At 36.4% G+C, this 14,414-nt stretch carries 14 protein-coding genes and 1 other RNA gene; 2 read left to right on the top strand and 13 right to left on the bottom strand.

What is annotated here, in order from left to right; all coding sequences use genetic code 11:
• Positions 1–64 precede the first annotated feature (64 nt).
• From ACVWM0_RS03045 to gpsB, 13 genes are all read right to left on the bottom strand, one after another.
• A complete protein-coding gene (locus tag ACVWM0_RS03045) occupies positions 65–811 on the bottom strand; it encodes a hypothetical protein (protein ID WP_476473173.1) in 747 nt (248 codons plus the stop codon).
• Positions 789–1,682 (bottom strand): ATP-binding cassette domain-containing protein, encoded by an 894-nt coding sequence (locus tag ACVWM0_RS03040; RefSeq protein WP_476473172.1) that lies wholly within the window; start codon positions 1,680–1,682, stop codon positions 789–791. Before ACVWM0_RS03040 ends, ACVWM0_RS03045 begins: the two co-directional genes overlap by 23 nt.
• Before the next feature lie 127 nt (positions 1,683–1,809).
• Complete coding sequence (locus tag ACVWM0_RS03035; protein ID WP_476473171.1) at positions 1,810–2,397, bottom strand: hypothetical protein; 588 nt, start codon at positions 2,395–2,397, stop codon at positions 1,810–1,812.
• A 77-nt stretch (positions 2,398–2,474) separates the two neighbouring features.
• The gene (locus tag ACVWM0_RS03030) at positions 2,475–2,654 is read right to left on the bottom strand and encodes a hypothetical protein (protein ID WP_476473170.1); all 180 of its coding nucleotides are present in this window, start codon (positions 2,652–2,654) and stop codon (positions 2,475–2,477) included.
• Positions 2,654–3,310 (bottom strand): NAD(P)H-dependent oxidoreductase, encoded by a 657-nt coding sequence (locus tag ACVWM0_RS03025; protein WP_476473169.1) that lies wholly within the window; start codon positions 3,308–3,310, stop codon positions 2,654–2,656. Before ACVWM0_RS03025 ends, ACVWM0_RS03030 begins: the two co-directional genes overlap by 1 nt.
• Before the next feature lie 9 nt (positions 3,311–3,319).
• Positions 3,320–4,246, bottom strand: a complete 927-nt coding sequence (locus ACVWM0_RS03020; RefSeq protein WP_476473168.1) for an aldo/keto reductase — start codon at positions 4,244–4,246, stop codon at positions 3,320–3,322.
• Between the two features lie 120 nt (positions 4,247–4,366).
• Positions 4,367–5,257, bottom strand: a complete 891-nt coding sequence (locus tag ACVWM0_RS03015) for a fructose bisphosphate aldolase (RefSeq protein ID WP_476473167.1) — start codon at positions 5,255–5,257, stop codon at positions 4,367–4,369.
• Positions 5,258–5,338: 81 nt separating this feature from the next.
• Positions 5,339–6,688, bottom strand: a complete 1,350-nt coding sequence (locus tag ACVWM0_RS03010; protein ID WP_476473166.1) for a TrkH family potassium uptake protein — start codon at positions 6,686–6,688, stop codon at positions 5,339–5,341.
• Between the two features lie 112 nt (positions 6,689–6,800).
• On the bottom strand, positions 6,801–7,670 hold the full coding sequence (locus ACVWM0_RS03005) for an ROK family protein (protein ID WP_476473165.1): 870 nt from the start codon (positions 7,668–7,670) through the stop codon (positions 6,801–6,803).
• Positions 7,671–7,784: 114 nt separating this feature from the next.
• Positions 7,785–9,290, bottom strand: coding sequence for a carboxypeptidase M32 (locus tag ACVWM0_RS03000; RefSeq protein WP_476473164.1), 1,506 nt, complete (start codon positions 9,288–9,290; stop codon positions 7,785–7,787).
• A gap of 9 nt (positions 9,291–9,299) precedes the next feature.
• Positions 9,300–10,451, bottom strand: coding sequence for a THUMP domain-containing class I SAM-dependent RNA methyltransferase (locus ACVWM0_RS02995; RefSeq protein ID WP_476473163.1), 1,152 nt, complete (start codon positions 10,449–10,451; stop codon positions 9,300–9,302).
• A 96-nt stretch (positions 10,452–10,547) separates the two neighbouring features.
• Positions 10,548–10,917: RNase P RNA component class B (rnpB, locus tag ACVWM0_RS02990), an RNA gene on the bottom strand.
• Between the two features lie 18 nt (positions 10,918–10,935).
• Positions 10,936–11,358 (bottom strand): cell division regulator GpsB, encoded by a 423-nt coding sequence (gpsB, locus tag ACVWM0_RS02985; RefSeq protein WP_476473162.1) that lies wholly within the window; start codon positions 11,356–11,358, stop codon positions 10,936–10,938.
• A 209-nt stretch (positions 11,359–11,567) separates the two neighbouring features.
• On the opposite strand from gpsB, the gene recU reads away from it, so the two are divergent.
• Together recU and ACVWM0_RS02975 are read left to right on the top strand one after the other, a co-directional pair.
• Positions 11,568–12,197 carry a Holliday junction resolvase RecU gene (gene recU / locus ACVWM0_RS02980; RefSeq protein ID WP_476473648.1) on the top strand — a complete coding sequence of 210 codons (630 nt, stop codon included), beginning with the start codon at positions 11,568–11,570 and terminating at the stop codon, positions 12,195–12,197.
• Positions 12,194–14,386, top strand: coding sequence for a PBP1A family penicillin-binding protein (locus ACVWM0_RS02975; protein WP_476473161.1), 2,193 nt, complete (start codon positions 12,194–12,196; stop codon positions 14,384–14,386). The genes recU and ACVWM0_RS02975 overlap by 4 nt, the downstream gene beginning before the upstream one ends.
• Positions 14,387–14,414: the final 28 nt, after the last annotated feature.

Here is a 14,414-nt window from a genome sequence, read left to right as displayed (position 1 = left end):
AACTTAATATTGTCTTATTATAGCACACATAAAAAAAGAGGCCCAAGCCTCTTCTTTCACATAACTATAATAAATTAATTTCTTTGGTTACTATTTTTTTGTAGTTCAACACTATCATCATGACTGATAAAAGAGCCATTAATGTATAAGGAATTACAATATTTGGTAATGCCCAAGCATTATTTCCTAAAATAAAACTAATGGTTCCAATACTATAACTCACCAATGACGCTGGCCAGTATTTCAAACTAAAAACAAGGCCCAATACGACTAAGGTAGTGATACCAATACTAAGAACACATTTATTGACCGATATACCATACGTTACAAGAGCTAATGTATTGGCTATTTGTAAAACAAAGAAAAGTAAAACCGATAATAAAATAAAGGTTACGAGCATTTCTAATAGGTCATGTTGAATTAACGGTTTGACATAGACATTAGTTATCGTATCTTCGTAATCAAACCAACGAGAGATGATGGTGTGTTTAACTAACAACTGATGACCGATTAGCAATAAACCACCTATCACACTCAATATCACTTGTACTACTAATAACATCGACATAATTTGTTTTCTTGAATAAGAGTGATAACTAAAATAAGTTAACCCTCTTTGAACCGTTACCCACGTCACAGCAAACATTACTAAGCTGAAATAATAACTCACCCCGCTCATTTTTCCTTCAATGACAGAAAAGTGAGATAAGGTAATAAAACCAACCGACCAAATAAAATAGCCGATAATAAAGTAAAGCACCCATTTCATGTATTTTTTTAGAAGAGAGCTAATCAATAATTTTTGACTCATTTGATATCTCCTTTTTACGATAAATATCTTTGGTTAATTGGATGAACATGTTTTGTAAATTCAAGGATTCAATGTCTATTTCTAAACCATCCGTCACAAGCGGTTCGCTTTCTAAGAAATACGCTTTGATTTTTCCATCGAAGTATTCTTGCCCCAACATGTGTTTACCTTGAAGAAACTCTCTCACATCTTTCTCTGGTCCTTCCACAGAAAAAGCGGTGGATACTAATTTCTTAACCGAACCTTCCACTAGAACTTGACCATCTTCAAGCATGACTACTTTTTCGATCATGTCTTCAATTTCATCAATCACATGTGTGGATAAAATAATAGTCTTCGGATAACGGTTGTAACTTGCTTGTAAATCCTCATACAATTCATTTCTATGATACGCATCCAACGTGTATACAGGCTCATCTAATAACAAATAATCCACATCCACACTAAAAGCCAAACAGCTTCTAAATAGCATTTGTTTCTTCAATGATAATTGGCCAAAACGGTCAGTACCACTTAAATGGTATTTTCCCATTAATTGTTGGCACACTTCTAGCTGAAATGTTGCGTATGCTTCTGACATCCACTTAACAATACTGTCAAGTTTCGTTCTTTTCCCATAAATTGGGTCCTTGCTTTGATAGTACAATTGTTCTAACACTTTTGGGTTGTCAAAAATATCCACACCATCAATCTCAATAAATCCTTCTGATGGGTATCTTAATTGTGTCATTAATCTCATTAATGTTGTTTTGCCAGAATCATTTTGTCCTAATAATCCATAAATTGTCTTGCCTTTAAAATGTAAATCGATATCATTCAATACTAAGAGTCCATCGACTGATTTTGATACCCCTTTTATTGCAATCCCCATATAACTAATTCCTTTCTCCACAAAATTCCACACGTTTATCATATTCTACTAATATTACTACTGTATCTCAATCAGGTAACAAAAAGTAACAATATGAAAACAAAACAAGCAATTAGGCTCATTCTGTCTAATTGCTTGTTACTTGATCTCCTATGTACTCAATCGTTATTTGTTGTGCGAGGGTTTTTAATAAAATGATATCTGCATCAGTTAACTTATCATCACTAAATAGAGCAACAGAGAATAAAACATCTCCTGTACGTGCCTTATACATGATTGCTTTGTTTCCTTTAGATGTTTGGATAGCTTCTTCCATCACACCTAGATACTGAACGTAATCATTCTCTTCCCACTCTTCGCCTTCTAATTCATAGCCGGCAATCTCCCCGTACATCTCTTGTTCTTTATCAAAGGCATTCATTTGTAAGACCAAGTGTTTATGCTCTGGGCTTGTAAACGTTCCCCAAAGAGAGCTTTGAGTAAATTGACCATCTGACAACAAGACAAAAGGGTCATTATTGAAACTAATTTTACTTTCACCAATAATCATGTTATTAATAATATCTTTTCTATTTTCTACAGTATCTTTAATTACCATACCTTCAACCGACGTTTCCTCGGTGTGATTCGCTGGCGGTGTTGTTGTTTTTCCACAGCTTATTAAGAGAAAGGATAAGCTTGTCACAACTAACAGAAGGACGTATTTTTTCTTCATATTCATCACCTTTTATTATCAAGTATTAGTCATTAGTATACTATAATTCTAGTTAAAAAACACCTTTGTTAATCCTCCTACCAATCTTTAGGGCTCCATAAACTACCATCTAATTGCCCTTCTGATTGTTCAATACGCTGGTATTGCTCCTGAACCAGAACCAAAGCTTCTTTTAATAGAGCTTTCTCTTCGTATGTTTTAGACGCTTCTATTTTTTTTACTATTTCTGATAGTAACCATTCTTTTTCTACCTTCATCAGACATCCATCTCCTCTAAAGCGAGTTTTAAATCATCTAGATACTCTCGATTTTGTTGAATACTCTCTAAAATCATAGGGTATTTTTCTCTCCCCTTTAGGGCTTCTAACCTCTTTACTAACCACTCTTCTCTCTCAACAAAAGAAGCCTGACTCCCTTGAGTAATATAACGTTGATATGCTACAAGAAGTTCCTCTTTTTTCTTATCTGACAGATATGAAAATTGAGAGACTGAGAAAATAGGTAAATAAGTCATACCACATTTATTAGCAATGGCTTCAAATGGACGCAACAGCTCTGATAGTGTGTAGTGTTCAGAGCCTCCTGCTTGAAAGTTAGCTTCTGCTACCCCTAACGTGACTACTATTCCTAACTCTTTTCCTCTTAGAGCCTGTTTGTAAAGACTACTCGTCAATACGTCATCTAGCCATTTTTTCAGTGCATATGGGCAACTATACCAGTACATTGGAAATTGTAAAATAATGCGGTCATGAGACTTTAATAATTCTTGCTCCTGCTGAATCTCATAACCTGAGTCAAGCCCTTCTAAATGATGTAAGGTCACATCAGGTAGGGTTGTGATACTTTCTCTAAAGAATTGCTGTCCTCCAGAATGCCAATATTCTGGATGTGATACTATAATTAATGTTTTCATTTTATCTCCTTATCTAAATAATTCGTTTATTGCTTGATAATCACTTGGCGTCATAGCTATGTCTAGACACCTGATATTGTGTGTTACCTGCTCTCTATTTTTTGCCCCTGGGATGATGGCTGTCACGTCTTCTCTGTGAAGATACCAAGCTAATACTAAGTTCGTAATATCCGTTTCATATTTGTCACTCAGGGGTTGTAATTGTGTGATTTTGTTGCACACAGCCTCAAACCGTTCTCCTTTAAAATCTGGATTCTTAGAACGTAAATCTGTTTCTAAAAATAGTTGCTCTTTTGTGTATTTTCCCGTTAATAAGCCAGAAGCCAAAGGATAATAAGGGATAAAGGAGAGAGTGTTCTTCTGACAATAAGACATCTTTGTTTCCTCGTTTCCTCTATGAAGTAAGTTATATTCATCTTGCACAACGTCTACATAACCATCTTGATTGGCTTCTAACAATTGTGCCTCATTAAAATTAGATAGCCCTATACTTCTAATCCATCCCTTTTCTCTTAATCGTTCTAACGTTCCTACCGCTTCGTATTTAGGAGTCGTTTCATCAGGATAATGAAGGTAAAACAAGTCGATATAATCTGTCTGTAAACGAGTTAAGGCTTCCTCTACTGATTGAATGATAAAGTCTGGGCGATTACTTTTCAGTCTGGTTCCTGGAACATGAGCTGCTTTGGTGGCAAGGGTAATGTCTAATCGATTGAACTCACCCATAACCTGGCCAACTAATTCCTCTGATCGCCCCTCCCCATATATATAGGCAGTGTCTAAAAAAGTAACGCCTTCATTAATGGCTGTTCTCACCAATTCTTTCCCTTCAGCTTCATCTAAATGAGGGTACAAATTATGACCACCAACAGCGTTTGTTCCTAACCCAATGGGTGTTATAAAAACATCGCTCGTTCCTAATCTTTTTTTATTCATCCCAACACGTCCTTTCTATTACTTATACCTAACCGCTACTATACTAGGAGTGTAACAAACAATCCCACATCTTGACACTCTTTTATCAAAAAAAATAAAGCCTCTAGAGAGACTTTATTTTTATTGAATGGATGCGTTATAAATAGAGCTTACTGATTCTTTTAGAGCCATATCAAACTCCATGTCTGTTTCTTGGTAAGACAATCCTTCTGCTAAAGCTCTTGAAAAACTAGCAATCATACCGTGGTTAGCCGCTAGTTTACGATCTGCTTCTGCTTGTTTGTAGCCTCCAGAAAGCGCCGAAACATGCATAACTTTAGGATGGTTAATTAATTCTTCATAAAAATTATCTTCAGATGGTAAGCTTAATTTTAGAATAACTTTGATGTTTGTTTCTAAAGCGTCTAACTTTTCTAAAAGATACGCTTTTAATATTTTTTCTGCTGCTGCTTTTTCAGGGCTGTGAACATCAACTTCTGGTGTAATAACAGGAACGAGTTCATTTTTTATAATGGTTTCTGCTAAGGCGAATTGTTGATCAACCACTGCTTTAATCCCTTTTTCATTGGCTTTAGAAATAGTCGAACGTGCTTTAGCACCACACACATGGTGTTCTTTTGCTTTTTCTAATAACTCTTCTAAATCCTCAATATCTTTCATCAAATGGACGCCATCTGTTTCATGTTGTAATCCTGCATCCACTTTTAAAATCGTTGGTATTTGTTTCTTTTCCCATAAATACTCAGCTGTATACATCCCAGCAATTTTTCGTTCCATCGTGTCTTTGAATATTATAGCTGCTAATACATAATCACCGTCAAAGTAATCATTCATGACAATCCTCATTCTTAAGTCATGCACTAGATTAAACATCTCTTCTTTTGTCTGATAAGTATTGTCAGGAATCCCATAAGCACGCAAAGCACTTGGTGTACTTCCCCCACTTTGATCTAAGGCAGCAATGAACCCCTTTCTTCTTTCTAAATGGGCCAATTTGTCTTGTTCTAACATGCTATCCTCTCCTTATATAAACTTAAATGCTTGTCCTATTTTAACAAATAATCTCAAAAATGAAAGCCTTAATTCAATATTTTATCCAATTAAAATATTTTCTTTAGGGTACATGTACTTACTACTTTGTGAAACAAGCTCTTTTTTCACTAACGAAAAGACGACTGTGTATAATCCAACTCTCCCAATATACATAAGCGACATGATTAAAAACTTACCAAATACGGTTAGATCTGGCGTTAAGCCCATGGTTAATCCAACCGTCGCAAAAGCTGATACCACTTCGAATAAAACATACTCTATCCCAGAATTTTCTGGTATGTACTCTGTGACAGCTAATATTAACGAACTCACCAAACAAATCAAACTCGCAAAGAAAACCAACATAAATGATTTTAATACGGTTTTTAAAGGAATGGTTCTCTCGAATACTTCCGCTTCTTCTCTTCCCTTTAATAAACTAATCAATTGGATGGTTAACACTCCAATGGTTGTCGTCTTAACTCCCCCTGCTGTCGAGCCTGAGGTCCCCCCAATGAACATGAGGACAATCGTTAAGATAATCCCGGCATAAGTCATCGTTCCATAATCAATTGAAGCAAACCCTGCCGTTCTTGGTGTCACGCTTAAAAAGAAACTATGCGATAAATTAGCTAGAAAACTCTCATCTACAGTTGGTTCTGTTAAATAAAAGACGACGGTTCCTAAAAGTAATAAGGTTCCTGTCACAATCAAAGCCAGTTTCGTATGAATGGACATTCTAGCTTCCCTTTTAAAATGAATCAAGTCGTACCAAACAATGAAACCAAACCCACCAGAGATGATGAGCAGAGAAATAATTAATAACACGTAACCATTATCTTGGTAGCCCATTAAACTGTCCCCAAATAAGTCAAAACCGGCATTACAAAAAGCAGAAACGGAATGAAACACACTATAAAAGATTCCTTTTTTCATGCCATAGTCCGGCACAAATTGAATGCTTAATAACAACGCACCTAATAGTTGAACCAACACCGAGAATCTCAGCACAAACTTCAATAATTTAACCACACCACCATGGCTATCTAAATTCAACATATCCTTAATAATTAACCTAGATTGTAACGATAATCTTCGTTTTAACATTAAAGAAATTAGCAACACCACTGACATAAAACCTAATCCACCAAGTTCAATCAATAGTAACATAATAGCATGACCTACTGGATTAAATACATCTGCAACGACAACCGGTGTCAGTCCTGTCACACAAACAGAAGAGGTCGCAACAAACAACGCGTCTATATAGCTAATTTGGTGATTTGCCGCTTGAGTAAAGGGTAACCACAATAATACCGATCCTATCATAATAATACTTAAAAACATCACAGATATCATTTGGACGGTTGATATCTTATTTCGTTTCCAGTCTTTCCTTCTTCTAACCATGCTGATGGTCTCCTTTTATCTCTTTAATTTTCACTATGATACATTGTACAAGTTAAAAACTTTTTTCACAAGATATAATGAAAATAAAAAAAGCCACAGAAAATCTGCAACTTTATTCTTCGTTCATTAACTCTTCCTTAGCTAATAATAAACACCCTGTGATTCCAGCATTGTCTCCTAAGGCACAAGGTACAATATACTCCTCTAATTTCGGAACTGCAACATATCCGTTCATCCATGTTTCAAATTCTTTGTAGATAAGTGGGTACAATTGTTGCTGTTTCATCACTCCTCCACCGAAAATAATCATTTCGGGGGAAACTGTTAAGGTGTAATCAACCAAAGCTTGTGCTAGGTAATAGGCCTCGATTTCCCAAGCTTTATGTGTGCTATCAAGATTTTGTGCTTTGGTATTAAAACGCTGACCAATTGCTGGCCCTGCAGCCATACCTTCCAAACAATCAGCATGATAAGGACACGTGCCCTTAAATTCATCCTCTTCATGTCTCAAGACTCTCACATGGCCAGCTTCAGGATGTCCAAACCCATGAATGACTTGTTGATTAATGACAATACCTGCACCAATACCTGTACCGACTGTGATGTAGATACAACTATCTTTCCCTTTAGCGGCACCGTTCTTCAACTCTCCAAAGGCTGCTGCATTCACATCTGTTGTCCACGCCATTGGTACTGGATAACGTTTCTTCATTTCTGGAAGAAAAGGATAGTCTTGCCATCCAACTTTTGGTGTGGATGTAACATAGCCATAAGTATCGGATTTTTTATTCACATCTATAGGACCAAAAGAACCGATACCAATAGCTGATACCTCATGCTTGTCGAAAAAGGCAAACACTTCTGTCATGGTTTCTTCTGGTGTTCTCGTAGGAATACTTATGCGTTCCTCAATATTTAATTCTAAGTCACTGACCGCACAGACAAATTTTGTTCCGCCTGCTTCAATTGCACCAATCTTCATTCCACTTGTCTCCTTATCCATCACATTTTCACCCTAAATTCTATCACAGTTTTATAAAATAAACTATCTTAAACAATAAAAAACCCTCCATTTTTTATTGGAGGGTTTTTTATATTATTTTGTTGTTACTTTATACACATCAAAATACAAGTCACGCATGTAATCAATTAAGTATGCTGGATTCAAGGCTTCCCCTGTCGCATCCATAATCAACTGATTTGGTTTTCTTGATTTTCCGTATTGGTGGATGTGTTCCGTTGACCAATTTAGAATAGGTGAATAATCATCTGAAGCAAGAACTGCTTCCATATCGAATTCTTTATTCATAGCATGAGCCAACTGTGCCGCATACATGTATCCTAAGGCGTATGACGGGAAGTAACCAAAACTTCCACCTGACCAGTGAACATCTTGTAAAATACCTTCTAAGTCATTCTCTGGACGAATACCAAGGTACTCTTCGTATTTATCGTTCCAAATGGTTGGTAAATCTTCTAAAGCAATGTTGTCATTGAATATCATTTTTTCAATTTCATAACGAATAATGATATGTAATGGATAGGTTAACGAATCTGCTTCAATTCTAACTAAACTTGATTTCGTTTCTTTCAATCCGTCATAGAACGTGTCAAATGAAATATCAGAGAATGTCTCTCCTGTAAGTTCTTGTAGTAATGGGTATTGTTTGCTCCAAAAAGCACGGCTACCACCCACAATAATTTCATTAAACAACGATTGTGACTCATGAATCCCCATAGAGGTACCACTCGCTAGAGGAGTGTAATCATATTTAGCATCCACATTTTGCTCATACATCCCATGACCTGCTTCATGAATTGTACCAAATACAGCGGTCACAAACTCATCTTCAACCCATCGTGTTGTAATACGAGCATCGTTTCGGTTCAGATTCAACATAAATGGATGAATCGTGTCATCCAGTCTACCTTTATTAAAATCATAACCTAACTGTTCAATCACTTTGGTTACAAATTCAGCTTGTACTTCTTTAGGAACCACACGATTAATAAAAGAAGTGTCTGGAGCAGTCCCTTCTTTTTCTAAGGTTTCGCGGATAGACATAATGCCCTCTTTAACTTGATCAAATACTTGATCCAATATGGCGGTTGTCATGCCTGGTTCGTATTGATTTAACAACACATCATAGTCTGTTGCTTCTTCTTTTTTCCATAAGGGTATAAATTCTTTCGTCATGTTAATAATCGTTTCTAAAGAGTCTTTAAACACACCATAATCTTTAGCCTCACGTGATTTAGCCCAAATGCTATGAGCATTAGATGTTTGCTTCATGAACTCTTGGAAACGAGCCACAGGTATCTTATTATTCAATTCGTAGTTTTCTTTGGCTTTATCATAAACTTCCCGGCCAAATTCTGATAACTCTTCTGGATGTTCTTCAAAATATGTCAAATAGTCCACCATCGTTTGGTTGGTAGATTTATCAAAAGCAAGTCCTGATAAATAACTCGACATTTCAGCACGGTACGTCGCACCTTCATCTGGCATCCCTGTTTGGCTGTCCCATTCTGCTAAGCCGACAGCTTCATTTAACAAAGAAATTTCTTTTAAATAATCTAAAAACTCTTGTTCTTTTGACATCCTTGTTTCCTACCCTTCTGTTCTTGGTTTTCTTGGTGGGCGTGTTCCCCAATATTGGAATAGATCGGTTCTCAATGCACCATTATATAATTTACGTTTTTTCGTTGCTTTATCTCCATAATATGACTCAAAAGTTAAATCACTTGTTAAAACGTATTTACTCCATGTTGTCATTGGACGGTACACGTCTCCCATGACTTTGTATAGTTGACGTACAGCTTCTTCTTCTCCTAAACGTTCACCATAAGGAGGATTCGCTACAATGACACCATACTCTTTATCTGTTGTAAAATCTTTTAAATTCATTTGTTTAAATGAGATAGAATCTCCTAAGCCAATCTCTGCTGCGTTACGTTTAGCAATCTCAATCATTTTAGGATCTATGTCTGTTCCTAGAATATCTAGTTCTGTCTCATAATCAATTTGTGCTTTTGCTTCAGCTTTCGCTTCTTCTAACACTTTATTGTCATACCACGGCCAAGCTTCAAATAAAAACTCACGATTAAGACCTGGTGCCATATTACGGCCGATTAAAGCTGCTTCAATACAAAATGTTCCAGAACCACAAACAGGATCATAGAAAGGACGATCTTTTCTCCACGTTGTTAGACTAACAATCGCTGCTGCCATATTTTCTTTAAGCGGTGCCCCACCTTTTTCTAAACGGTAACCACGCTTGAACAAACTTGGTCCCGTTGTGTCTAGTGTGATTGTTACTTTATCTTTTAACAAAGCCACTTCAATCGGGAATTTAGCCCCGGTTTCTGGCAAACGACCATAACGTGAATAGTAGTCACTTAAACGGTTAACAATGGCTTTTTTTGTAATGGCTTGGCAATCTGACACACTAAATAGTGTTGATTTAATTGATTTTCCTGCTACAGGAAATTCTGCATCCATTGGTAAAAAATCTTCCCATGGAATAGCCTTAACTTGTTGGAATAAATCTTCAAAAGTTGTGGCTGTAAATTCCCCTACCACAATTTTGACACGGTCTGCTGTACGTAGCCATAAATTGGCCTCGGCAATTGTTTTTTGGTCACCGTGGAAAATCGCTTTACCGTTCTCAACTTGACACTCAATGCCCATATCTTTTAATTCTTTACCAACTAGTGCTTCTATCCCACTAGCTGCTGTTGCTACTAATTTATATTGAGTCATTTAATTCTTCCTTTTAATTTCTTTATTTTTTAACGGATCTCTTTTTAAAAAAAAGCCTTCCAAACAAATTGGAAGGCTAGCCTGATACTTGCAATTTTCTGTAAGCCATGTTCTGTATCAACATTCGTCAGGTCTGAATGTTGACGATAATCATCTGTCTACAGAAACTATCTGTCCCTTCTCTAAGTTCATTTCCTTGAGAAAGGTGCCCCTACCATATGTTTGGGTTGCTCGCTCGAGGGGTTTACCCGTTCCACTAATTTTATTTCTAAAATTACTTCGTCACTGTGGCACTTTCAAGGTTACTCCAGCATGACCTAAAAGGCTTTAGCTGTTTTGCCTGCCGTTACTCTAAAAGAGTACCTTAACTTATTGTTTCATTAAGCACGAACACTACAGACGTCTCAGTCTGTGCGAGCATGGACTTTCCTCAATTTAGTTGTCTAAACTGCGATTATCCGAAAATTGCAATATTCTTGTCTATTTAAAAACGTTTTGTTGCTTCCAAATCATCGTTTGGGTTTAATACTTTTTGAGCAGCATTGTTCAACGTGTTACGAACTGTTTCACTCGCATCATTTGTTAGAACATCCTCTACTTTACCACCAAATACAGCTTTTTCCAAGTTAGATAATCGTTTAAGGATATCAAAGTTAGTGGTTGTGGCTGTCTTAGGTGCTTCTTGTTTCATTCTTGAAAGCGTCGCTTGATTTTGAGATAATTGATCTACCTTGTTAACTAAGCGTTTGTTTTCTTCTTTTAATGTTAATAATTCTTGATTGTAAGCTTCGTAATCTTTAATAATATTATCTAAAAACTCATCCACTTCAATCGGGTCATAGCCTCTTACTTTAGTTTTAAATTCTTTTTGTAAAATGTCTCTTGCGGAATAAACTAATTTCGTCAATTATTACACCTCTTTTAATTTGCTATACACGCGTATACATAATCATTTCATAATAATTTTCATTGTATCTAATTATCGCACATAAATCAAATCTGAGCTCCCTTTTTTTAAATAAATATTACAAAATACTTATTTAAGCGATATTCCATTTATTTTCTTTTCATTGTAATTCAAGATTTGTTATAATACGGTCTAGGAGCGTGATTCATCTGAAAATAAATTATCCTAACGGGCAACCATCATTTCAAAGGCCTAATAATCGACAGCCTCAGACACCGATTTCCTTAAATAGTAAAGGAACATTTGCTAATCGTGGGATGTCCTTTGAAGAAGAAATCAACAAAAGTAACCACTATTATTTAACCAAAGGCCGAGCTGTGATTCACAAAAAGCCTACGCCCATTCAAATTGTTGATGTCCACTATCCTAAAAGAAGTGCTGCGGTCATAAAAGAAGCGTATTTCAAAGAGGCTTCAACGACGGATTATAATGGTATCTACAACGGATTTTACATTGATTTTGAAGCAAAAGCGACTAAGAATAAGACCTCTTTTCCCTTAGCCAATTTTCATCAACATCAAATCGATCACATGGAACATTGCTTAGAGCAGGGTGGGATTATTTTCGTTCTCATCTGGTTTTCCACATTGAAAGAGTGCTATCTATTTCCAGCAAAACCTCTTATTGATTATTGGAAACAAAAAGAAACGAACCGTAAATCAATTCCTATCAATTGCATTCGACAAGATGGTTTTGATGTTCCTTTAGGGTTTGCTCCAAGCATTCCTTATCTTGACGCTTTAGATCAGTACATTTTAGAAGGAGATCATTTAAAATGACCAACAAAAAGAATAAACCCAAACAGAATCGATCAAAAGCGATATTAATCACTTTAATCGTTCTGTTATCATTAATCTGTATCCCTCTTGTAGCAGGGACGGGACTATTTTTTTACTACGTAAAAGATGCCCCAGAATTAAGTTACAAACAATTAGAAGACACCATGTCTTCTAAATTATTAGACCCTCACGGTAAAGTCTATTCTGAATACGGTGAGAAAAAAAGAGAAATTATTAAACCAAACGAAATCCCACCAAGCTTAAAACAAGCGATTATCTCTATTGAAGATAAACGTTTTGAAGAACATGTGGGTGTTGATCCTATTCGTATTGCCGGTGCGGCTGTATCGAATTTTAAAGGTAACAGTAAACAAGGTGGTAGTACTCTAACCCAACAACTTATCAAGCTATCTTATTTTTCAACGAAACAAGAAGACCAAACCATCAAACGAAAAGCCCAAGAAGCTTGGTTATCGGTAGAGTTAGAGAAAAAGAAATCCAAGGATGAGATTCTAACCTACTACATCAATCGTGTGTACATGTCTAACGGTGTCTACGGGATGAAAACAGCGGCATTAGCTTATTATGGATTAGAATTAGAAGACTTAAGTCTTGCTCAATATGCACTGTTAGCTGGTATTCCACAAGCACCAACAAACTATGACCCTTACGTTAATAAGGATGCAGCTAAACAACGACGTGATTTAGTTCTTGGTGAAATGAAAAAAGACAATGCAATCACTGAAAAAGAATACAATGAAGCTATCGCAACGCCTATTGATGAAGGTTTACAACCGTTAAAAGAAGACGACCGTATGAAAGCAATTACGGATAACTATGTCACTGAGGTTATAAAAGAAACACAACGATTAACCAAAAAAGACCCATTAACAGATGGGTTAACCGTCTACACTAACATTGATTTAGAAGCACAAGAATATTTATACAATTTACTAAATGATGACAACTCATCTATAAACTTCCCAGATGATGATTTCCAAGCTGCCGCAACCTTGATGGACGTTAAAACAGGTCAAGTAAAAGCCCAAGTTGGTGGTCGTAAAGTGGGAGAAGATACACAAGGTAACATGAACTTAGCGACTCAAAGTAAACGGGACATTGGGTCAACGATTAAACCTTTAGTAGCCTATGCTCCTGCCATTGAAAACTTAAATTACGGAACAGGTGAACTATTTGTGGATGAGCCATACAGATACCCTGACGGTACACAAGTTTATAACTATGATAATTCTTATCGCGGGACGTTAACTATGAGAGAATCTCTTGTAGACTCTCGTAATGTTCCTGCTTTAAAAGCTTTAGAACAAGTTGGGAATGAAACTTCTCAAGAGTTCATTCATACCTTAGGTTTTGATAACACGGTTCATCAATCGAGTGCGATTACAATGGACGCGTCTACCTTACAATTGGCGTCTGCTTATGCCGCTTTTGCCAACGGTGGTGTTTATTACAAGCCTACCTATATCAGTAAAGTGATCTATCCTGATGGTACAGAAGAAGTCTTTGAACCAGATGGAACAAGAGCGATGAAAGATACAACCGCCTATATCATCACTGATATGTTGAAAGACGTTATCAACCGCGGGACTGCTGTCAATGCTCAAATTCCTGGCTTAATTCAAGCTGGTAAAACAGGAACATCTAACTATTCAGATGATGCTCTAGATAAAGTTATTGGTGAAGGAAGCCCTGATATCTCTTTCGTTGGTTATACACCTAAATATTCTTTAGCCGTTTGGACAGGATATAAAGATTATTTCCGTGCTATCCCATTATATAATCAAGGGTTAGCTATTGATATCTATCGTAACTATATGACCTATCTTTACCAAGGATTAGAACCAACAGATTGGAAACAACCTGATGGCGTCACTCGTATCGGAACAGATATTTATTTAAATGATTTTATCGGGATTCAAAATCCTACCTATAAGTATTACAACACACAACCTGCTAAGCAAACCCAATATACTTATGAGTATGTCGAAGAAAGCAGTCCGAAAGAATCTAAAGACAAAAAAGAAGAACAACCTAAAGAAGACGTTGAAGTGACTGAAGAAGAAGTAGAGGAAGAAAAAACAGAAGAGCAACCTACTGAAACACCAGAAGAACAACCCACAACGAATTCACAATCCACACCAGAAAAGCCGAAGAGTAAAACAGAATAAAAAAAGCGTAACAACATTTAGTTGTTAC

This window comes from Vagococcus sp. 211 (genome assembly GCF_056322705.1).
Note: the sequence above shows the minus strand (reverse complement) of the source record. Positions and strands in the feature narration are given on the sequence as shown.